The organism is Streptomyces sp. NPDC030296 (assembly GCF_055572815.1).
Genome location: NZ_JBVICQ010000002.1, coordinates 625076 through 646842, shown reverse-complemented (window position 1 = coordinate 646842; position 21767 = coordinate 625076). Strand labels below are relative to the sequence as shown.

The following is a 21767-nucleotide window of genomic DNA, read 5'->3' as shown; positions in this document are numbered from 1 at the left end:
GTCACGAACTGGGCATCACGACACATCCTCGAGGCCACGCTGCACAGGGAGATGGAACACTGATCCCCGTGAGCACCACCGGATCCAAGCGCCCCGCCCAGGTCAGCGCAGCCCGCCGCCGTACCGTCCTCGATGCCCTGCGCCGTGGAGCCGTACCCGAAAGCGGGCTCGACCTGCTCGCAACCGGCCTCGACCGGTTCGAGGCGGCTCTGGACGCCGAGCTGGACGCCGTGGAGTCCGGAGGGTCCGTGTTCAAGGCCGTACGGGGTGAGTACGGGTCCGGCAAGACGTTCTTCACACGCTGGCTGGGAGAGCGGGCCAAGCGCCGTAACTTCGCCGTGGCCGAGATCCAGATCTCGGAGAACGAGACGCCGCTGCACAAGCTGGAGACCGTCTACCGGCGCCTCACCGAAAGGCTCACCACGTCCAGCTTCCCGCCCAGCGCCCTGCGGCCCGTCGTCGACGCCTGGTTCTACGCTTTGGAGGAAGACGCCCTCGCGGCCGGCGCGACCGAGGAGGAACTGCCCGGTGAGGTGGAGAAGCTGCTCGTGGCGCGGCTCGCCGAGGTGTCCCGGCACGCCCCGTCCTTCGCCACCGCGCTGCGCGGATACCGGGCCGCCCTCGCTGACGGGGACGAGGCGACCGCCTCCGCCGTCCTGGCGTGGCTCGGCGGTCAGCCGCATGTGGCGGCCTCCGCCCGCAGGTTTGCAGGGGTGCGCGGTGACCTCGACCACTTCGGTGCCCTCGGTTTCCTGCAGGGGCTCCTCACCGTGCTGCGCGACTCCGGGCACACCGGGCTCTTCGTCGTGCTCGACGAGGTCGAGACGCTCCAGCGGGTACGGTCGGACGCCCGGGACAAGGCGCTCAACTCGCTGCGGCAGCTCATCGACGAGGTGCACTCCGGCCGCTTCCCCGGCCTGTACCTCGTCATCACCGGCACACCCGCCTTCTATGACGGGCAGCAAGGGGTGCAGCGCCTGGCACCGCTCGCCCAGAGGCTTGCCACGGACTTCACCACCGACCCGCGCTTCGACAACCCCCGCGCCGTGCAGATCAGGCTCCCCGGCTTCAACCAGGAGTCCCTCATCGGCCTCGGCGCCACCATCCGGGACCTGTACGCGGAGGCCGCCGCGTCGCCCGATCGCGTGCGTACCGTCGTCGACGACGCCTACGTCGCGGACCTCGCGCGGGCCGTCGGCGGGGCGCTGGGTGGGAAGGTCGGGGTGGCTCCCCGCCTGTTCCTGAAGAAGCTGGTCGGGGACGTGCTCGACCGCGTGGACCAGTTCGACGACTTCGATCCCCGACAGCACTACCGGCTGACGGTCGCGAGCAGCGAACTCACCGAGGTGGAACGGAACCTGGCCGCTACGGTCGCCGGCGGCGCCGCGTCGGCAGACGACATCGACCTGGAGCTGTGATGGCGGTGGACGAGGGAAGCCCGGCCGGTACGTGCCCGGGCGGGGACGGGGCCGACGTGCTCGACCGGCTCGATCCCGTCGTCCTGCATCACATCGTCAACACCCTCGGCTGGCCCGATCTGCGTCCCCTGCAGCGGGCGGCGATCAACCCCCTCATGGACGGGCAGGACGCCGTGCTGCTGGCGCCGACGGCGGGCGGCAAGACCGAGGCGGCCTGCTTCCCGCTGCTGTCGGCGATGACCCGACAGAAGTGGAGGGGCACGTCCGTTCTGTATCTGTGCCCGCTCAAGGCCCTCCTCAACAACCTGGTCGGCCGTGTCGACTCCTACGCCCAGTGGCTCGGGCGGCGCGCCGCGCTCTGGCACGGCGACACCAAGGAGTCACAGCGGAACCGCATCCGTACCGAGGCGCCGGACGTCCTGCTCACCACGCCCGAGTCCCTCGAAGCGATGCTGATCGGCGTCAAGACCGACCACGCGCGCCTCCTGGGAAGCGTGCGGGCCGTGGTCGTCGACGAGGTGCACGCCTTCGCCGGCGACGACCGGGGATGGCATCTGCTCGCCGTGCTCGAACGGCTGGAGAGGGTCACCGGACGGCCCATCCAGCGCGTCGGCCTCTCCGCGACCGTCGGGAACCCGGACCAGTTGCTGCGCTGGTTGCAGGGCGCCGGGGCCGGAAGCCGTATGGGGCAAGTCGTCGCCCCCGGACTCCAACTGCCTGCCGGCACCGGCGGAGCCGGGCCCGACAAGGCTGCCGCCGACCGACTCCCCAAGCCCGCCGGCGAGGTGGAACTCGACTACGTGGGCTCCTTGGAGAACGCTGCCAAACTCATCGCGGCCCTGCACCGGGGAGAGAAGCGGCTTGTCTTTTGCGACTCGCGCCGACAGGTCGAGGAACTGGGCGCCGCCCTCCGGGCCCGCGAGGTCACCGTTTTCCTGTCGCACGCCTCCCTGTCCGTCGCTGAACGCGCCCGCTCCGAGCAAGCCTTCGCCGAGGCACGCGACTGTGTCATCGTCTCCACCTCGACCCTGGAACTCGGCATCGACGTGGGCGACTTGGACCGCGTCATCCAGATCGATTCGCCAGCCTCCGTCGCCTCATTTCTGCAACGCATCGGCCGTACGGGCAGGCGACCCGATACCGTGCGCAACTGCCTGTTCCTCACCACCCGCAAGGACACGCTGCTGCAGGCGGCGGGCCTGCTGCTGCTGTGGTCGCGGGGCTGGGTGGAACCGGTCGTCCCTCCGCCGGAGCCCCGCCATCTGGTGGCCCAGCAACTACTCGCCGTCGCTTTGCAACAGCACAAGTTGGGGGATCAGTTGTGGGACCGCCAGTGGAACGGCCTGGCCCCCTTCGACAAGTCCGCCGCCCCGATCTTGCGTTTCCTCACCGAGGAGGGCTTCCTCGACAGCGACGGCGGCATGCTGTTTGTGGGACCCGAGGCTGAACGCCGTTTCGGCAAGCGGCACTTCATCGAACTCACCGCGTCCTTCACCGCGCCGCCGCAGTTCACCGTCCTGTCGGGACGCACGGAGATCGGCCGTTCCGATCCGAGCGTCCTCACCGAGGAACGGCCCGGGCCGCGGCGGCTGCTGCTCGGGGGACGCAGCTGGCAGGTCACTTACATCGACTGGCTGCGCAAGCGTGTCTTCGTCGAACCTGCCGACGGCGGCGGCGTCGCCAAGTGGATGAACGGCGGTGTCGCAGGACTGTCCTACGCCCTGACGCGTGCAATGCGCGAGGTGCTGCTGGGCACGGATCCGCCGGTCTCCCTCACCCGGCGTGCGGAGACGTGCCTGGCCGAACAGCGCGAGTTCGACGCACCCGACACCGTGCACCCTGGTGGCACGCTGGTGACGCGCGTCGGCAAGGACGTGCGCTGGTGGACGTGGGCCGGCTATCGGGCCAACGCGACCCTCGCGGCCACTCTCCAAGCGGTCACCGATCCGCTGCAACGGCCCACGGACAGCTGGCTGCGGCTGCGTGAGGACATCACCCAGGTCGAGTGGCACGCGGCCCGCGAGAACGTCGGCGACAATCTCGTCCTCCCCGACGTGGATCACAGAGCGGTACGCGGTCTGAAGTTCTCCGCCGCACTCCCCGAGCGTCTCGCCGTCGCAACGGTCGCGGCCCGTCTGGCCGACTTCGACAGCGCCCGCGCGGCACTCGCTGAGCCCGTGCGCTTTCAGCGCACCGGATGAACAGCCGTCCCGGACCTGCCGTCGATGGCGCGAACACTGGGCGGGACGCCCATCGGCGTACTGAGGCGCCACCCGGACCACTACATCGACGAGCGGTACGTCGAGTACCACCGAGGGCTCGGCGGAGGGAACCGAGACGGCAGAGTGCGCGACCGAGCCTTCTGAAGTTCGAGCAGGCGGGGGCGGGGTGCCGCCGATGACGGCGTCCCCATCGGTGGTTCGGCAGTGGTCAGCCCAGCAGCGCCGCCAACCGCCGCCACTCCCCCCGCGGCAGAATGTCCCCCGGCCCCCCGTCGATCACCTGCAACGCCACATGGTCCGCCCCCGCCGCGTGGAACTCGTCCAGCCGCGCCCGGACGCGGTTCTCGTCGCCCCACGCGTACACCGCGTCGGTCAGGCGGTCGCTGCCGCCGTCCCGGAAATCGTCCTCGGTGAAGCCGAGGCGGAGGAACGTGTTCGTGTAGGTGGGCAGGTCCCGGTAGAAGGAGAGGTGGGCGCGGGCCGTGGCGCGGGCGCGGGTCGGGTCGGTCTCCAGGATCACCTTCAGTTCGGAGGCGAGGAGCGATCCGGCCCCCAGCGTCTCGCGCGCCTGAGCCGTGTGCTCCGGCGGCACCAGGTACGGGTGCGAGCCCGCCGCCTGGGCACACCGGACCTGTTCACCGCGTACATCGCCGCCCTGCGCGCCTCCCAGCGACGCAAGCGGAATCTCATGCGGCTGATGGACGACCAGGCCGAGCCCGTTGGCTCTCCCGCCGGTGGCGGACCCAGGTCCGGATCACGCGACCTGTTGACGGCCTCGCGGGGTACTGGTCCGGGCGCGACGCTGGTCCTCGGTGGCCAGGGTGCGGATGACGGGCAGCAGCCGGGTGCGGCGACATCGACCCCTACGCCGGCCAGAACTGCAACACGTGTTCCTCCACCTCGTACGCGGCCACGAGAAGACGGCCCTTCCAGTGGTAAGGGGGCTCCAGGCCGGGCCGGTTGAAGAGATGCTCCGGCGGCAAGGGGTCCTCGAACATGTCGTCGGAGTCGGTGCCGGTGGTGAAGTCGGCCGGGGCGTCGGTCGCGGTGCACGTGAACGTCTCGGTGTGGGTCCATTCACCCGGCAGCGGCTCGGGTTCCCGGTCGTAGACGAGGAAGCTGATCTTGACTGGTTCCCATTCGTTCGATCCGGCGGTGACGGTGAGGCAGCTCCTGCTGTCGGTGGCGGTCACGCGGGTGCGGGAGTCCGTGGACGGCAGAGCGATGCCGTCGGGTTCTCCCATTCCGATGACGTAGAAGGCGTGGCTCAGGGTCGCCATCCCGGTGTATTCCTCCACCGGCAGGATCTCGGGCATGGATCGTCTTCCTTCGTTGCGTTCGGCACGGGAGCAGGCCCCCCGCGCCCAGGGGGCGTGAGGGGCCTGCCGGTGTCGAGTCGGTCGTGTCTACGCGCCGGCCTGCACGTAGAACTTGTCTCCCGGCAGAATGTGGTAGCGGCCGAAGAAGGTGCGGATGATGCCGCCCTGTGTGCGGTTCTCCTTCAGCGGCACCCACTTGATGGCCCGGTTGGGCGGGTTGTAAGTGTTGCCGCCCTGTGTGGTCTCGGCAAACGGGTACTCGTCACAGGAGGGCTTGGTGCCGTCGTCGTTGGGGTCCACGGTCCACCAGATGTCGCCCGGCTTGGGCCTGACGTTGGGGCCGCAGACCTCCTTGCGGTTCTCGGTGGCCTTGGCCTTGGTGGCTCGGGTGAGCGGAACCTTGGAGCCGGGGTATCCGATCTGGAGGCCGGCCCGCTGGACCTTGCGTATGTTGTCGCCTATCCCCGGCAGGTTCGCCATGTCGGACAGCTTGGTCCAGTCCTTCTCGACGGACATGCGGGTCGGGTAGACGCAGCCCGCGCCGTACTGACGGTCCTCGTCGTCGCAGCGATAGGTGGACCCGACATACGCGGCCTCACCGCTGCTGTAGCCCGGCTTCTTGAAGCTGAACTCGTAGCGGGTGTTGCTGGAGCGCGGGTGCCCCTTGCTGACGGTGAAGGTGTGGTCCGCCGAACCGGTGCGGGCGGCACCGAGGGTGAAGGGGCGGGCGAGGTTGCCCCCGGCGCGGACCTGGCAGCCCGAGCGGCACGACGGGTGGAAACTGGTACTGATGCCCCGGGCGTCGCCGACGATCGTGGCCTTGCTGACGGTGATCTTCTCGGACCACTTGATCTTCTTGAGGTTCAGGTGGATCTCATGCCACGAAGTGAACGAAGCGGTCCCCACGAGGCGGCCGTTCCTCTTCACGTCGACCTTGATGTCCATGTGGTAGCAGTCCATGGTGCGGTTGACCGCGGTGGTCATCGGGTTGGGCTGCTTGCAGTACCCGGCGGGCTTGCCCGCCGCCTGCGGCGTGACCGCCTCGGTCTTGAAGTCGGCGGTGAAGTCGGAGGACTTCGCCACGGCGGAGGTGACCGTGAGCTCGTTCCTCGCACCCGCCTCCGCGGTTCCGCCGTCGGGGGCGGAGGCGCCGATGGTGCCGGTGGCTGCGACGATCAGCGTCGCGGCCGTAGCGATCAGTTTTTTGCCGGATTTCATTCGATTGTGCATGCATTTCTCCCCGTGGTGTTCGAACCTGGGTGACAGCTGTGAAAGGTCTGTCGCCCGCGGCGATCACATCACAGGTCGAAGTGCTCATGACAGGCATTTACGAGTCGAACTGTCGTTCTATATCGGCTAGTTCCGATAGCTCGACGAGTGGCTGATTCTCGTCTGTGAGGGCTCGGAAATATCCCACTCCGGCAGCCGGAGGGCGGGGCCGTGCACGTCGGGCACCAGGCGTCCCGAGGGGTCCGCCACCGCCTGCTCCACCACCCCGTCGGCCGACACGCAGTAGCGGTCGGCGAAGGCGCCGTACACGACGGGACGCAAGGCCAGCCGCTCGCCCGCCTTCTCGCGCTGCCGCGCTCCCGGGAGCGGGGCCCGCGTCTGCCGAATTCGCCCTGTGGCCCCCGTGCGTGGGCGGGGCGTCATGGAAGTGCGGGTGGGTGAGGCAGTAGACCTCGTACCGCTTGTCCATGGGAGCCTCCCGTCCGTGTGAGGTGCGCTCAGGCCGGACCGTGCAACGCATGGGCGGCCCGTGTGCCTCGCACGCCCGGCGCGAAGCGCCTCAGGAACCCCCGGAGATCTCGCACGGGGCCCACCGGTGCGACCTCGCGCGGCATCGCGGTGCGACCTCGCGCGGCATCGCGGTGCGACCTTGCGCGGGCGTCGGAGGTGATGGAACCTGTCGCATCCATTGACGTCCCTCGCGTCTCACCCTTACCTTCTGGCCGAAGTTACGCACAGTGTTCGTGATGTCGAACAAACCGGGTGAGTCAGGAAGCCCGGCAACGAGCCGCCTCCCGGAAGGGACTTCTTGTGTTCCCCACCCGCGCCCGTCGCTGGTCGACGCTCCGCCCCAGCCTGATGCCGGCGGTGATGCTGCTGGCCCTCTTCGCCTCGCTCCTGTCCGTCCAGACCATCCACACCGCGCAGTCCGCCGCCGCGGCGGACGGCAAGCCGTTCACCAACCCGGTCAAGTCGCAGAAGGGCGCCGACCCCTGGCTGGAGTACTACAACGGCAACTACTACCTGGTGACGACCTCGTTCACCGGTGAGCTGACCATGCGGAAGTCGCCCACGCTCGCCGGGCTGAGCACCGCGCCGAGCGTCCAGGTGTGGTCGGACAGCACCTCCACCCGCAACTGGAACATGTGGGCCCCGGAGATCCACTTCTTCGACGGCAAGTGGTACCTCTACTACTCCGCCGGGCCACGCGGCACCGCCTGCTGCGACAGCCAGCGCACCCATGTGCTGGAGAGCGCCGGGTCCGACCCGATGGGGCCGTACACCTACAAGAACACCCTCACCGGCGCCAACACCACACCCAATGGCTGGCTCATCGACGCCAGCGTGCTCAAGCACAACAACAGGCTGTACCTGGTGGGCAGCGGCTTCGTCGGCGGCAGCAAGCAGAGCCTCGTCATCGCGCCGCTCAGCAACCCGTACACGCTGGCCAGTTCCACCTTCACCGTGATCTCCAGCCCGACGCTCGGCTGGGAGACCCAGAGCGGTGAGGTCAACGAAGGGCCCGAGCCGCTGTACCGCAACGGGCGCACCTTCCTCATCTACTCCGCCAGCGCCTGCTGGGGCCCCGACTACAAGCTCGGGCAGCTCGAACTCACCGGCTCGGACCCGCTGCTGGCCTCCTCCTGGACCAAGAAGCAGACGCCCGTGTTCCAGCGGAGCGACGCCAACGGGGTCTACGCGCCGGGCCACAACGGCTTCTTCACCTCGCCCGACGGCACCGAGAACTGGATCGTCTACCACGCCAACGACGCGGCGAGCGACGGCTGCGACAACGGCCGTACGACACGGGCGCAGAAGTTCACCTGGAACGCGGACGGCACCCCGAACTTCGGCACCCCGGTCGCCCTCGGCACCACCCTCGCCGGCCCCTCCGGCGAGACGGCGACGACCCCGAACGCGTACACCATCGTCAACCGCAACAGCGGCAAGTGCCTGGACGTCAACGGCGGCAACGCGGCCGACGGCACCGACGTCCGGCAGTGGACCTGCAACAGCGGGCCCAACCAGAAGTGGCGGATCGAGGACCGCGGCGACGACACCAGCCGCCTCGTGAACGTCGCCACCGGCAAGGTCGCCGACGTCGCCAACTGCGGCGCCGCCGACGGCACCGACATCCGCCAGTGGTCCTGGCTGAACAACAACTGCCAGAAGTTCCGCATGGTCTACCTCGGCGGCGACTACGTCCGGATCGTCAACGCCGCCACCGGCAAGGTCATGGACGTCGCCGACTGCGGCACCGCCGACGGCACCGACGTACGCCAGTGGTCCTGGCTGAACAACAACTGCCAGCAGTGGCGGCTCGTCCCCACGACCGCCTGACCGCATGGCTGCCTGACCACTCAGCTGCCTGACCGGCGGACCTCTCCGGCCTCCTGAACGGCGACGCCGACGCCGACACCGATGCCAACGCCGTCCGCCGGTCCGCTCCACCCCGCACATCCGAACCCCGAAGGGCCGCACAACATGAGACGACTCGTCAGACGGGCCGTGGTGGCCGCGGCAGCGGCGCTCGCCGTGCTCACCGGCGTGACCACCCCCGCCCAGGCCGCCCCGCCCGCGTCCCCCGCCGTGACGTTCACCAACCCGATCGCGCTCCAGCGCGCCGACCCGCACATCTTCAAGCACACCGACGGCTACTACTACTTCACGGCCACCGTCCCCGCCTACGACAAGATCGTGATGCGCCGGGCCACCACCCTCCAGGGCCTCGCCACGGCCCCGGAGACGACCATCTGGACCAAGCACGCCAGCGGTGACATGGGCGCCCACATCTGGGCCCCGGAGATCCACTTCATCGACGGCAAGTGGTACGTGTACTTCGCGGCCGGCGCCTCCAACGACATCTGGAAGATCCGCCCGTACGTCCTGGAGTCCAGCTCCGCCAACCCGCTCACCGGCACCTGGACCGAGAAGGGCCGCATCAGCCTGCCCCTGGACACGTTCTCGCTGGACGCCACCACCTTCACCCACAACGGCACCCGCTACCTCAGCTGGGCGCAGAACGACCCGGCGGTCGGCAGCGGCACCAACCTGTACCTGGCGAAGATGTCCAACCCCTGGACCATCAGCGGCAGCCCGGTGATGATCTCCAAGCCCGAGTACTCCTGGGAGACGGTCGGCCACCGCGTCAACGAGGGCCCGGCCGTCCTGCAGAAGAACGGCAAGGTCTTCATGGCCTACTCGGCCAGCGCCACCGACGCCAACTACTGCCTCGGCCTGCTCATCGCCGACGCCACCGCCGACCTGATGAACCCCGCCTCCTGGGCGAAGACGTCCACCCCGGTCTTCAAGAGCAACGACAGGACCGGCCAGTACGGGCCCGGCCACAACACCTTCACGGTCTCCGAGGACGGCAAGTCGGACATCCTCGTCTACCACGACCGCGACTACAAGGACATCAACGGCGACCCGCTCAACGACCCCAACCGCCGCACCCGCTACCAGAAGCTGTACTGGAACGCCGACGGCACACCCAACTTCGGCATCCCCGTCGCCGACGGAGCGACCCCGGTCCGCCTCTCCTCGTACAACTACCCGGGCAAGTTCATCCGGCACTGGGAGTACCGCGCGAAGCTGGAGGGCAATGTCACCAACCTCGCCGACTCGCAGTTCCGGATCGTCACCGGTCTGACGGGCAGCGGCACGGTCTCCCTGGAGTCGGCGAACTTCCCCGGCTACTACCTGCGCCACAAGAACAACGAGCTGTGGGTGGAGAAGGACGACGGCACGGCGCTGTTCGACGCCGACGCCTCCTTCCACCAGCGGGCCGGTCTCGCCGACAGCGCGGCCGGGGTGTCGTACGAGTCGTACAACTTCCCCGGCCGCTACATCCGGCACTTCGACAACCTGCTCTACACCCAGCCGGTGAGCACCACGCTCGACCGGCAGGACGCCACCTTCTACAAGGAGTAGCCGCCCTCCACGAGCCGGTCATTCCGGGGGGACCACCTGCACCAGGCCCGACTGGTACGCCATCACCACCAGTTGGGCCCGGTCGCGGGCGCCGAGCTTCGTCATCGCGCGGTGGACGTGCGTGCGTACGGTCAGCGGGCTGACGTAGAGCTTCTCGGCGATCTCGTCGTTGGACAGGCCCTCCGCCGCCAGGGACATCACCTCGCGTTCCCGGGAGGTGAGCGTGGCGAGCTGCTCGGGCGCGGTCAGCGGCGTGCCGGGGGCGGGGGCGGTGAGGAAACGGGTGATCAGGGTGCGGGTGGCGGTGGGGGAGAGCAGGGAGTCCCCGGCGGCGACCGTGCGGATCCCGTCGAGGAGGGCGTCGGCGGTGACGTCCTTGCCGAGGAAGCCGCTCGCGCCGGCCCGCAGCGCCCGGGCCACGTACTCGTCGATCTCGAAGGTCGTGAGGATCAGTACGCGGGTGCCGGACAGGTCCTCGTCGGCGCAGATCACGGCCGTGGCGGTGAGTCCGTCGGTGCCGGGCATCCGGATGTCCATGAGGACCACGTCGGGGCGGTGGACGCGGACGAGGTCGACCGCCTCCCGGCCGTCGGCGGCCTCGCCGACGACCTCCAGGTCCGGGCAGGAGTCGATGAGGATGCGGAAGGTGGCCCGCAGCAGGGCCTGGTCGTCGGCGAGCAGCACGCGAATGGTCATGGGGTCGGTCCGCCTTCGAGCTGGGGGGTGCGGGGGCGGGGGCGCAGCGGAAGGTCGGTGGTGACCTCGAAGCCGCCCTCGGGCCGGTGGCCGGCGCTCAGGGCGCCGCCGACGGACTGGGCGCGCTCGCGCATGCCGATGAGGCCGAAGCCTCGGCAGTTGTCGAACACACTGGCGGGGGTTGCCGTGCCGCCGCCGTCGTCGGTGACCGTGATCGTCAGGTGCGACTCCCGGTAGGCGAGGCGGATCCGGGCCGCGTCCGCGTCGGCGTGCTTGCTGACGTTGGTGAGGGCCTCCTGCACGATCCGGTACGCGGTCAGGTCCACGCCCGGGTCGAGCGGCCCCGGCGGGCCCTCCGTCGTCATGGTGACCGAGAGGCCCGCGGACTCGCACGCGGCGACCAGGTCGGGCAGCTGGTGCAGGCCGGGGGTGGGGGCGAGGGGCGCCTCCGGGTCGTCGGGCTGGCGCAGCACACCGACGGTGGACTTCAGCTCCCGCAAGGCCGACGACGTGGTGGCGGTCAGGTCGGTGAGGATCCGGTGGGCCTGCTCGGGGTCGACGCGGGTGAGGTGCGCGGCGGTGCCCGCCTGGGCGTTGGCGAGGGCCAGATGGTGGGCGACCACGTCGTGCAGATCGCGGGCGATGCGCATGCGTTCCTCGGCGACCCGGAGGCGGGCCTCCTCCTCACGGGTGCGTTCGGCGTGCTCGGCGCGGGCCTGCACCGACTTCAGATAGGCACGCCGCACCTGGGTGGCCTTGCCCGTGGCGAGGGGCAGCAGCAGCCAGAAGACGGGGCCGACCGTCCTGATCAGCAGGGAGAGCTGGTCCATGGAGTCGGCGAACACCGCCGCGAGCGTCGTCGCCCCGATGGTGGTGAGGCCGTAGACGCGGGTGGTGTTCCGGTCGGTCTGGGTGGACAGCCAGTACAGGCCCCCCATGACCGGTGCCAGCAGCAGGGGGGTGACCAGATAGCCCAGGGAGACCGCGACGATCGTGCACAGTGCCGTGATGACCAGCGCGGTGCGCGGGTGGGCGCGGTGCTTGAGCAGGGCGAGGCAGGAGACGCCCATGAGGGCGACGCCGACGTTGTCCTGGTCCGGCGGGTCGGCCCCGGGCAGGGTGAGCGCGCTGCCGAGGGTCGCGCACGCCATCAGCATCGCGGCCATCGTCAGATCGATGAGGAAGGGATGGCTCTCGGAGAACTCCTCCAGGCGGTCGGCGTAGCGCCGGTCCAGGCTGATGCTCATCGGGACTCCGGTCGGTGGGACTGGGAACCATGGTGGTCGACGTCGGGCGCGCACGCCCCGGGGGCCGCCCGTGGTCTTCGCCACGGACGGCCCCGGTGGGGGTGGTGCGGTGGGGTCAGGCGCGGGCCGCCGCGGGTTCGGCGGGCTCCGCCGGGCCGGGCTCCGCCTCGGGGCGGCGGGTGAGCGCCTCGCCCTCCACGTCGACGCGGGGCAGTGCGCGGTCGAGCCACTTCGGCAGCCACCAGGCCCGGTCGCCGAGCAGCGCGAGCACGGCCGGCACGATCGCCATCCGCACGACGAACGCGTCGAACAGGACCGCCGAGGCCAGCCCGAAGCCGATCATCTTGATCATGGAGTCGCTCTCGCCGATGAACCCGGCGAACACCGCGATCATGATCAGGGCGGCCGCGGCGACCACCCGGGCGCTGTGCCGGAACCCGCTGGTGATCGCCTCGTCGGGCCGGTCGCCGTGGACGTACGCCTCTCGCATCCGGGAGACGAGGAACACCTCGTAGTCCATGGCGAGGCCGAAGACGATGCCCACCAGGAAGATCGGCATCAGGCTCATGATCGGGCCGGTCTGCTCCACGCCCAGCAGCTCCGCGCCGTGGCCCTGCTGGAAGACCAGGACGACCACGCCGAGGGAGGCGAGCACCGACAGCAGGAAGCCGAGGGCGGCCTTCACCGGGACGAGCAGCGAGCGGAAGACGACGAGCAGCAGCAGGACGGCGAGACCGACCACGATCAGCAGATAGGGGACCAGCGCCGACTGCACCTTGTCGGAGATGTCGATGTTCAGCGCCGTGGTGCCGGTGACCTCGTAGGTCGCGCCCGTCCTCGACTCGATGCCGGGACGCTCGTCGCGGATGACCGTCACCAGGTCCTTGGTCTTCTCGTCGGTCGGCGCGGTGGCGGGCACGGCGGAGAAGACGGCGGTGTCGCCGGCCTCGTTGAACCGCGCGGGGGAGACGGACACGATGCCCTCGGTGGCGCCGATGTCCTTCGCGACGGTCTCGGCGGCGCTCTTGGCGTCGTCGGCGCCCCGGGCGTCCACGACGATCGTCAGCGGGCCGTTGAAGCCGGGCCCGAAGCCCTCGGCGAGCGCGTCGTAGGCGCGGCGCTCGGTGGTGGAGGTCGGCTTGGCCTCGTCGCCGGGCATGCCCAGCTGGAGGTCGGTCATCGGTACGGCGAGCGCGCCGAGACCTATGACGCCGAGCAGCAGGACGGGCACGGGCCGGCGCAGCACGAACCGGGACCAGCGGGTGCCGCCGTTGTCGCCGCTCTCCGCCGGCCGGCCGCTCCTGCGGGCCTTGCGGGCCAGCACCGCGTTCGGCCAGAACCCGAGGACGGCCGGGACCAGGGTCAGCGCGATCAGCACGCCGACGACGACCGCCCCGGCGGCGGCCAGCCCCATCTTCGTCAGCATCGGGATGCCGACCACGGACAGCCCGGCCAGCGCGATGACGACGGTGAGCCCGGCGAACACGACCGCCGATCCGGCGGTGCCGGTGGCGAGGGCGGTCGCCTCCTCGGGCGTACGGCCCTCGGCGCGTTCCTCGCGGTAGCGGGAGACGACGAACAGGGCGTAGTCGATGCCGACCGCGAGGCCCAGCATCATCGCGAGGGTGCCGGTGGTGGTGGACAGGCCGAGCGCCTCGGACAGGGTGAGGATGGTCGCCATGCTGACGCCGACGCCGACCAGCGCGGTCAGCAGCGGCAGCCCGGCCGCGGCGAGCGAGCCGAAGGTCACCAGCAGGACGACGGCGGCGATGGCGACGCCGATCACCTCGGCCGCACCGCCCGCGCCGCCCTGTTCGGAGACCGCGTCGCCGCCCGCCTCGACGGTCAGCCCGGCGTCCTGGGCCCGGTGGAGGGCGTTCTCCAGGTGGGTCCTGTCGGCATCGGAGAGTTCGTTGGGGCCGACCTTGTACGTGACGGTCGCGTACGCCGTCGAGCCGTCCTGGCTGACGGCCCGCGCCCGGAACGGGTCGACGGCGCTCGCGACCTGAGAGCCGTCGGCCAGGTCGGCCACGGCCTCCTCGATCGCCTTCTTGTTCGCCGCGGCGGTGACCTTCTCGCCGCCCGGCGCGACGAACACGACCCGGGCGGTGGCGCCGTCGGCGGTCATGCCGGGGAAGCGCTCCTCCAGCAGGTCGAACGCCCTCTGGGACTCGATGCCGGGCATGGAGAACTCCTCGTCGGAGGCTCCGGGGGCCTTGACGGCGCCGAAACCGACGGCGCCGAGGACCGCCACCCACACGAGGGTGACGTACCAGCGTTTGCGGAAGGCCAGCCGGCCCAGCCGATAGAGGAAGGTTGCCATGGGGCGCAGGTCTCCACGTCAGAGGTCTGGGGTACCCGCACACACTCCCGTTCCGAGGCCCTCCGAGTCGTCGTGCGGCTGCCGACAATCCCGGGTACTCGAATCGCAGTACGACCCGGCCGCCGGATCACCCCCCGGTATGACCGTGCGGAGCCCGCGCCCCTCTCACATGGCGTGCAGGGTGTCGCGCGACGCCTTGATGAAGTCCTTCAGGGCCTGCCAGAACGGCTGGTAGCAGGCGTCGAAACGGGCGGCCGCGTCCGCGTCGCCCTCGATCATCGCCTCCATCGCCTTGTGGAACGGGCTCGTCGAGCGCCGTACGGCGTTGGCGAGGTCCGCGACCTCGTCCGGGCCCTCCAACGACACGATCCACGTACGGTGCCGCAGTGCCGCGTACTCCTCCCGCTGGCGGTCCCGCAGCGCCCGCAGCTCCTCCACCTGCCGGGGCCCGAGCCCGCCGTCGGCGGCGCGGACGACGTCCGACACCTTCCAGTGCACGTCGCTCAGCCGCTGCGCCTGCTCGATGAAGTCCGCGTACGCCGCCCGCCGCGCCTCCCTGAGCCGCTCCACCCGCTGGGCGCCCGTGGTCGTGTCCGCCTGGATGCGGGCGGCCCGTGCCGTGCCCCGGCTCGTCACCCAGCTCGCGACCACGGCGGTACCGGCCGTGAGGGCGGCGATCCAGAACGCGTCGTCAGCCACGGCGGACGTCCAGGGAGCGCTGCGCGACCCCGGCCAGATGGGCGGCGAGGACCGCGCGGGCGTCGGGGGCGAGGGTGCGCAGCGCCACCATCGCCGTGATGATCACGTCGCACAGCTCGGCCCGCACGTCGTCCCAGGTGTGGGTGGTGCCCTTGCGCGGGTTGGACCCGGTGACACCGATCACCGCCTCGGCGACCTCGCCGACCTCCTCCTGGAGCTTCAGCAGCCGCAGCAGCAACAGCTCACGGCCGTCGTGCACACGGCTCGACTCCAGCCAGGAGTACAGCAGTTCCACGGACTGCCAGGGGTCGCCGGGGGCGTCGCTCCGCTCGCTCATGGGCGCAGCTTGTCACGCCCGTACCGAGCGGGGAGGTCACTCCTCGAACAACGGCTCCTGCTCGCCCTCCTTCTGCCGCCGCAACCGCTTGGTGCGGGCGCCGATCACCAGCGCCGTGGTGGCCGCCGTGAAGGCGAGCGCCGACGGCACCATCCAGCCCCGGTCGACGACATGGTGGAACGCGTGGTCGAGGGAGAGCCTGCCGGGACCGGCGATCGCGAGTCCCGCGGCGGCCAGGCCCAGGGTCGCGGCGTACTCGTAGCCGCCGCTCGCGTTGAAGAAGCCGTTGGGGGTGTGCACGGCGGCGGCGCCCGCCATGGCGCCGGCCGCGGCGGCACCGGCGGCGGGGGTCGCGAGACCGAGGGCGAGCAGGGTGCCGCCGCCCGTCTCGGCCAGCCCCGACGCGGTCGCGCTGGCCTTGCCCGGCGCGTACCCCACCGACTCCATGAAGGCGCCGGTCCCCTCGATGCCGTGCCCGCCGAACCAGCCGAACAGCTTCTGCGTCCCGTGCGCGGCGAGGACCCCGCCCGCGCCCAGGCGGAGGAGCAGCAGGCCCAGATCACGTCGGTCGAATGTGGTCACGGTGACTCCCGGAACGGACGGTGGCGATCGGACGGTTTCCCCTCCCGCGTAACCAGCGTCGCACCGATGACACGCCTCGGGGCCGCCCGCGCGGCCGTTCGAGTGGCGGGCCGGAACACGCGGTCGCCGACGCCGCTCCGACGGGCGGGCCCGGCACGCGCCGTCGCCGACGCCGCTCCGACCCGCGGCCACTCCGCCGCGCGCCTCCGGTGGCGGGCGCGTACCGGCGGTGTGAGGCTGGCCGGCATGACGATCGCACCCGCCAGACTCAGTGATCCGACCGTCCGCGCCTTCGTCAACGCCGTGAACGCGCAGGACCGTGACGCCTTCATGGCCCTCCTCGCCGACGACGCGACCATGTCGGACGACGGCTCCGACCGGGACCTCGCGGAGTGGACCGACCGGGAGATCTTCTCCTCCCACGGGCACATGGAGGTCCGGCGGGAGTCCGACGGCGGCCGCTCCCTGATCGCCGACTACCGCAACGACACCTGGGGCGAGATGCGCACCGCCTGGCGTTTCACGGTCTCGGACGACGGCAGGATCTCCCGCTTCGAGACCGGCCAGGCCTGACGCAAGGTCCGCGGGGGCTTTTCCCCGCGATGGCTTGCCTTCGTGTGCGCTCCAACTCCTACCGTCCTCGGTCATGGAGACGAACACGTACACGAGGTCCCTCGGCCGCAGCGGCATCCAGGTCAGCGCCCTCGGCTTCGGTTGCTGGGCCATCGGTGGCGAGTGGCAGTCCCCCGACGGGCAGCCGCTCGGCTGGGGCAGGGTCGACGACGAGGAGTCCGTACGGGCGGTGCGCCGCGCCCTCGACCTCGGGGTCACCTTCTTCGACACGGCCGACGTGTACGGCGCCGGCCACAGCGAACGCGTCCTCGGTCGCGCTCTCGGTCGGCGCCGCGCGGACGTCGTCGTGGCCACCAAGTGGGGCAACGTCTTCGACGAGCGCACCCGCACCCTCACCGGCCAGGACGACACCCCGGCCCACGCCCGCCGCGCCCTCACCGCCTCCCTCGACCGCCTCGGCACGGACCACGTCGACCTGTACCAGCTCCACCTGTCCGACGCCGACCCCGAGCGGGCGGCCGAACTCCGTGACGTGTGCGAGGAGTTCGTCCGCGAGGGACTGATCCGGGCGTACGCGTGGAGCACCGACGACTCCGGCCGGGCCGCCGTGTTCGCGAAGGGCGCGCACTGCACGGCCGTCCAGCACCGGCTGAACATCCTCCAGGACGCCCCCGAACTCCTCGTCCTGTGCGAGGAGTCGAATCTGGCGAGCGTCGACCGCAGCCCCCTCGCCATGGGCCTGCTCACCGGCAAGCACACACCGGGGCGCGCCCTGGCGGCCGGTGACATCCGCAGCACCCCGCCCGCCTGGCTGCCGGGCTTCACCGCGGACGGCGGGGCGGACCCCGAGTGGCTCGGCCGGGTCGAGGCGCTGCGGGAGATCCTCACCAGCGAGGGCCGGACGCTCGCGCAGGGCGCCCTCGCCTGGATCTGGGCCCGCAGCACGCGCACCGTGCCCATCCCCGGCTTCCGCTCGGTCGCCCAGGCCGAGGAGAACGCCGGCGCCCTCGCGAAGGGGCCGCTCACCGCGGACCAACTGGCCGAGGTCGACCGGGTCCTGGGGCGCTGAGCCGCCCGCACGGCAGCGGTCGGTGGGTTCTCGGCCCCGCTCGCGGCGGAAGGGCGGTATGGCGGGGCAGCCGTCCCGTGCCCCGGTGCACACCTCGCGGTCCCACGCGAGGTCCGCCCCCTTCCGGAGCGCGGGACGGCTGCCCCATCCCCCCTCGGTGTGGTGATGGAAGCCGTCTCCTCCACCTGTGAAGCCGAGATGTGAAGCTCCAGTGGAGGAGTGATGAGCATATGACTCCCACGTGCTCGAATGGCCCGGAGTCGCAGCTTCCGTTTGTGCAGGTTGAGTCCTGGACCAGTGGCCCGGCAGGGCTCAGCCGCGCCCCACGTACGGCATCGTCGTCGCCATCACCGTCGCGAACTGCACATTCGCCTCCAGCGGCAGCTCCGCCATGTGCCGCACGGTGCGGGCCACATCGGCGACATCCATCACGGGCTCGGCCATGAGCTGCCCGTTCGCCTGCAAAACCCCGTGGCTCATCCGCTCGGTCATGTCGGTCGCCGCGTTGCCGATGTCGATCTGCCCGACCGCGATGCCGTACGGCCGGCCGTCGAGCGACAGCGACTTGGTCAGGCCCGTCAGCGCGTGCTTGGTCGCCGTGTAGGCCACCGAGTGCGGACGGGGCGTGTGCGCCGAGATGGAGCCGTTGTTGATGATCCGGCCGCCCTGGGGGTCCTGCTCCCTCATCTGCCGGTACGCCGCCTGCGCGCACAGGAACGCCCCGTTCAGGTTGGTGTCCACCACGTGCCGCCAGGCCGCGTAGTCCAGCTCCTCCACCGGCACACCGCCCGGCCCGAACGTGCCCGCGTTGTTGAACAGCAGGTCCAGCCGCCCGAACCGCTCCCGCACGGCGGAGTAGAGGGCCGCCACCTGCTCCGGTCGTGACACGTCCGTGGGGACGCACAGCGCCTCCCGCGCCCCGCCCGCCGTCTGGACGAGCTTCTCCTCCCGCCGCCCCGCGAGCGCCACCGACCATCCGGCGCCGAGCAGCTCCAGGGCCACGGCACGCCCGATACCGGAGCCCGCACCCGTCACGATCGCGATCTTCGTTCCCTCGGTCCTCATGGGCTCGCAGCGTAGGGGAGGCGGCGCGGCGGACCGGGCAGGAGAGGGCCGGACATATGGAACTCATGCGTCCGCCACCTGGCTGTTGTGTACGGGACAGAAGATCGTCGAACCTGGCCACTCCAATGCTCAAGGACAACTACCTTCAGGAGAAGGCCAGATGACCCACGCAGCCCACAGGGCGACCCAGCCGCACTCGTCCCACTCACCGGAACTGCGTGCCGCCGCACGCCACTTCGACCGCCGTCGCTTCCTCACCCTCACCGGCGCCGCCGCCGCGCTGGCCCTCGCCACCAACCTCCCGACGGCGGGCGCCGCGGCCGCCGCCGAACTGGACCCGGGGCAGATCACCGAGAACCCCTTCACCCTCGGGGTGGCCTCCGGCGACCCGCTGCCCACCTCGGTGCTCCTGTGGACCCGGCTCGCCCCCAAGCCGTACGAGCCCGACGGCGGTCTGCCCGCCGAACGCGTCGTCGTCCGCTGGGAGATCGCCCGCGACGAGGACTTCCGACGCGTCGTCAGACGCGGTGCCACCATCGCCCACCCCGAGTTCCACCACACCGTCCACGTCGAGGTCCCCTACCTCGACCCGGGCCGCGAGTACCACTACCGCTTCCGCGCCGGCTCCTGGATCAGCGACACCGGCCGCACCCGTACCGCCCCCGGACGCGGTCATCTGTCCGGCGCCTCGGGGCTCTCCTTCGCGGCTGTCTCCTGCCAGCGGTACGACCAGGGCTACTACACCGCCTACCGGCACCTCGCGAACGAGGACATCGATGTCGTCCTCCACCTCGGGGACTACCTCTACGAGTACGCCGTGAACGCCGTCGGCGGCGCCCGCAACTACACCGACCGCGTCCTGCCCGCCCACTTCAACCACGAGACCGTCACCCTGGAGGACTACCGGCTGCGGTACGCCCTCTACAAGACCGACCCCGACCTCCAGGCCGCCCACCGCGCGCACCCCTTCGTCGTCACCTGGGACGACCACGAGACCGAGAACAACTACGCCGGCGACGACGACGAGCACGACAGCCCGCCCGAGGAGTTCCTGCTGCGCCGCGCCGCCGCCTACCGCGCCTACTGGGAGAACCAGCCGCTGCGCCGGCGGCAGCGGCCCGACGGCCCCGACATGCGGCTCTACCGCCGCTTCTCCTGGGGCCGCCTCGCCCAGTTCGACATCCTCGACACCCGCCAGTACCGCGACAACCAGGCCCAGGGCGACGGCTGGCAGATACCCGGCCCGGAGTCCGCCGACCCGGCGCGCTCCATCACGGGCGACGAGCAGGAGCAGTGGCTGCTGGACGGCTGGGCCGACTCCGACGCGATCTGGAACGTCGTCCCCCAGCAGGTCACCTTCTCCCAGCGCCGCAACGCCGTCGGCGAGACCTACAAGGTGTCGATGGACTCCTGGGACGGCTACCGGGCCTCCCGCGAACGCGTCCTCGCCGGCGCGGAGGACGCCGGCATCGAGAACCTGATGGTCCTCACCGGCGACGTCCACGTCGGCTACGCCTTCGACATCAAACGCGACTTCGACGACCGCTCCTCGCGCACCGTCGGCGCGGAACTCGTCGCCACCTCCGTCAGCAGCGGCGGCAACGGCTCCGACAAGCCCGCCAACTGGGACACGTACATGACCGCCAACCCGCACATGCGGTTCTACAACGGCCGCCGCGGCTATCTGACGGTCTCCCTCGGCAGGACGCAGGCCCGCGCCGACTTCCACGCCCTGCCGTACGTGACGACGCCGGACGCGGGTCTCACGACGGTCGCCTCGTTCGCGATGGAGGCGGGCAACCCCGGCCTCACGCCGGTGTAGCCGCCAGACCGCCGTCCCGCCGGCCGTCCTCACCGGGGTAGCGGACGCCGACGCGCTCGCGGATCGCGTCGAGCGTCCGCATCACGGCGAGGGTGCCGTCCAGCGGGACCAGCGGGGACTCGGTCTCGCCCGCGCGCAGGGCCCGCATCACCTCGGTGGCCTCGTGCCGGAAGCTGTTGCGCGGACCGTCGGCGGGGTCCGCGGCGAAGGTCTGCGGTTCACGGCCGTCGCGGTGCAGCACGAAATGGTCCGGGAAGAAGAAGCCGTTCGGGATGTCGATACGGCCCTGGGAGCCGGTGACCGACGCCGAGGTGGCGGTACCGCCGACGATGGAGCAGTGCACTGAAGCGATGGCACCGCTCTCCCAGGAGAGCAGTGCTCCGGTCTGGAGATCGACGCCCTCGTCCGAGAGCACCGCTCTCCCCGTGACGTCCGAGGGCTCCCCGAGCAGCAGCTGCGCGAACGAGATCGGGTACACCCCGAGGTCCAGCAGCGCGCCCCCGCCCTGCGCCGGGTCCCGCAGCCGGTGCGACGGCGGGAACGGCCCCGCGAGCCCGAAGTCCGCCTGCACGGTCCGCACGTCACCGATCGCGCCGTCCCGCACCATCTCCGCGAGCCGCCGGACCAGCGGATTGCAGTACATCCACATGGCTTCCATCAGGAACCGCCCGCGCCCCCGCGCCAGCGCGACCAGTTCCTCGGCCTCCCGCACGTTCAGCGTGAACGGCTTCTCGCACAGCACGCCCCGGCCCGCCTCCAGACACATCCCGGCGGCGACCCGGTGCGCCGAGTGCGGCGTGGCGACGTACACCACGTCGACGTCCTCGTCCTCGGCGAGCGCGCGCCACTCGCCGTACGCGCGCGGTATCCCGAACCGTTCGGCGAACGCCTTCGCCGACTGCTCGCTGCGCGAGGCGACCGCCACGACCTCGGCGTCCGGCAGATCGACGAGATCGGCCGTGAAGGCCGCGGCGATCCCTCCGGTCGCCAGAATCCCCCACCGCACCCGTCCGTCCCGCGCCATCGCCACCCCTGTCCTAGGCCCCCGGGGCGCGGTGGTGACCCCGCCCACGTCGTACGAGCTGAGAGCATAGGTGGCGGACCGAACAGTCAGGGAGGGGCACATGCCCGAGGGGCACATACCGGGCTCGGCGGCGGCCGGGGCGAACACCGTGGGGGCGGCCGGGCACCCGGAGCCGGGCACGACGGCGGCGGCCGGACCGGCGCGGGGG

At 70.9% G+C, this 21767-nt stretch carries 18 protein-coding genes and 1 pseudogene; 7 read left to right on the top strand and 12 right to left on the bottom strand.

From position 1 onward, the window contains the following. Nucleotides 1–68 precede the first annotated feature (68 nt). Entirely contained in the window at nt 69–1418 is a 1350-nt protein-coding gene (brxD, locus tag ACZ4Z3_RS06855; protein ID WP_468500002.1) for a BREX system ATP-binding protein BrxD, read from the top strand. After that, nucleotides 1418–3619, top strand: a complete 2202-nt coding sequence (locus ACZ4Z3_RS06850) for a DEAD/DEAH box helicase (protein WP_468500001.1) — start codon at nt 1418–1420, stop codon at nt 3617–3619. The genes brxD and ACZ4Z3_RS06850 overlap by 1 nt, the downstream gene beginning before the upstream one ends. Before the next feature lie 229 nt (nt 3620–3848). Here the strand turns inward: ACZ4Z3_RS06850 and ACZ4Z3_RS06845 are convergent. The 4 genes and pseudogenes from ACZ4Z3_RS06845 to ACZ4Z3_RS06830 all read right to left on the bottom strand — a co-directional run. Then, nucleotides 3849–4259: pseudogene (locus tag ACZ4Z3_RS06845) on the bottom strand (LLM class oxidoreductase); the annotation flags it as partial. 244 nt (nt 4260–4503) lie between these two features. After that, complete coding sequence (locus ACZ4Z3_RS06840; RefSeq protein ID WP_468500000.1) at nt 4504–4956, bottom strand: hypothetical protein; 453 nt, start codon at nt 4954–4956, stop codon at nt 4504–4506. Between the two features lie 90 nt (nt 4957–5046). Next, complete coding sequence (locus ACZ4Z3_RS06835) at nt 5047–6189, bottom strand: NucA/NucB deoxyribonuclease domain-containing protein (protein ID WP_468499999.1); 1143 nt, start codon at nt 6187–6189, stop codon at nt 5047–5049. Between the two features lie 126 nt (nt 6190–6315). After that, nucleotides 6316–6612, bottom strand: coding sequence for a class III lanthionine synthetase LanKC N-terminal domain-containing protein (locus ACZ4Z3_RS06830; protein WP_468499998.1), 297 nt, complete (start codon nt 6610–6612; stop codon nt 6316–6318). A 435-nt stretch (nt 6613–7047) separates the two neighbouring features. Here ACZ4Z3_RS06830 and ACZ4Z3_RS06825 point away from each other — a divergent pair, with 435 nt between their 5' ends. Both ACZ4Z3_RS06825 and ACZ4Z3_RS06820 read left to right on the top strand, forming a co-directional pair. After that, nucleotides 7048–8529: a family 43 glycosylhydrolase gene (locus ACZ4Z3_RS06825; RefSeq protein WP_468500219.1), complete on the top strand. Its 1482-nt coding sequence runs from the start codon at nt 7048–7050 to the stop codon at nt 8527–8529. Nucleotides 8530–8673: 144 nt separating this feature from the next. Beyond that, nucleotides 8674–10122: a family 43 glycosylhydrolase gene (locus tag ACZ4Z3_RS06820; RefSeq protein ID WP_468499997.1), complete on the top strand. Its 1449-nt coding sequence runs from the start codon at nt 8674–8676 to the stop codon at nt 10120–10122. Nucleotides 10123–10140: 18 nt separating this feature from the next. Here ACZ4Z3_RS06820 and ACZ4Z3_RS06815 read toward each other — a convergent pair whose 3' ends face one another. From ACZ4Z3_RS06815 to ACZ4Z3_RS06790, 6 genes are all read right to left on the bottom strand, one after another. Then, entirely contained in the window at nt 10141–10818 is a 678-nt protein-coding gene (locus ACZ4Z3_RS06815) for a response regulator transcription factor (RefSeq protein ID WP_468499996.1), read from the bottom strand. Then, entirely contained in the window at nt 10815–12065 is a 1251-nt protein-coding gene (locus ACZ4Z3_RS06810; protein WP_468499995.1) for a sensor histidine kinase, read from the bottom strand. Before ACZ4Z3_RS06810 ends, ACZ4Z3_RS06815 begins: the two co-directional genes overlap by 4 nt. Before the next feature lie 115 nt (nt 12066–12180). After that, on the bottom strand, nt 12181–14388 hold the full coding sequence (locus ACZ4Z3_RS06805; RefSeq protein ID WP_468499994.1) for an MMPL family transporter: 2208 nt from the start codon (nt 14386–14388) through the stop codon (nt 12181–12183). A gap of 165 nt (nt 14389–14553) precedes the next feature. Then, nucleotides 14554–15087 carry a hypothetical protein gene (locus tag ACZ4Z3_RS06800; RefSeq protein ID WP_468499993.1) on the bottom strand — a complete coding sequence of 178 codons (534 nt, stop codon included), beginning with the start codon at nt 15085–15087 and terminating at the stop codon, nt 14554–14556. Beyond that, nucleotides 15080–15424 (bottom strand): MazG-like family protein, encoded by a 345-nt coding sequence (locus ACZ4Z3_RS06795; protein WP_468499992.1) that lies wholly within the window; start codon nt 15422–15424, stop codon nt 15080–15082. The genes ACZ4Z3_RS06800 and ACZ4Z3_RS06795 overlap by 8 nt, the downstream gene beginning before the upstream one ends. Nucleotides 15425–15460: 36 nt before the next feature. Next, nucleotides 15461–16006 (bottom strand): DoxX family membrane protein, encoded by a 546-nt coding sequence (locus ACZ4Z3_RS06790; RefSeq protein WP_468499991.1) that lies wholly within the window; start codon nt 16004–16006, stop codon nt 15461–15463. Nucleotides 16007–16252: 246 nt separating this feature from the next. On the opposite strand from ACZ4Z3_RS06790, the gene ACZ4Z3_RS06785 reads away from it, so the two are divergent. Together ACZ4Z3_RS06785 and ACZ4Z3_RS06780 are read left to right on the top strand one after the other, a co-directional pair. Beyond that, nucleotides 16253–16579 (top strand): nuclear transport factor 2-like protein, encoded by a 327-nt coding sequence (locus ACZ4Z3_RS06785; protein ID WP_468499990.1) that lies wholly within the window; start codon nt 16253–16255, stop codon nt 16577–16579. Between the two features lie 73 nt (nt 16580–16652). Further along, on the top strand, nt 16653–17648 hold the full coding sequence (locus ACZ4Z3_RS06780; RefSeq protein ID WP_468499989.1) for an aldo/keto reductase: 996 nt from the start codon (nt 16653–16655) through the stop codon (nt 17646–17648). Between the two features lie 312 nt (nt 17649–17960). Here the strand turns inward: ACZ4Z3_RS06780 and ACZ4Z3_RS06775 are convergent, their stop codons facing one another. Further along, nucleotides 17961–18713, bottom strand: coding sequence for an SDR family oxidoreductase (locus tag ACZ4Z3_RS06775; protein WP_468499988.1), 753 nt, complete (start codon nt 18711–18713; stop codon nt 17961–17963). Between the two features lie 160 nt (nt 18714–18873). On the opposite strand from ACZ4Z3_RS06775, the gene ACZ4Z3_RS06770 reads away from it, so the two are divergent. Further along, nucleotides 18874–20535: an alkaline phosphatase D family protein gene (locus ACZ4Z3_RS06770; protein WP_468499987.1), complete on the top strand. Its 1662-nt coding sequence runs from the start codon at nt 18874–18876 to the stop codon at nt 20533–20535. Here the strand turns inward: ACZ4Z3_RS06770 and ACZ4Z3_RS06765 are convergent. Next, entirely contained in the window at nt 20522–21559 is a 1038-nt protein-coding gene (locus tag ACZ4Z3_RS06765) for a Gfo/Idh/MocA family protein (protein ID WP_468500218.1), read from the bottom strand. The two genes, ACZ4Z3_RS06770 and ACZ4Z3_RS06765, sit on opposite strands and share 14 nt — an antisense overlap. Between the last annotated feature and the right edge of the window lie 208 nt (nt 21560–21767).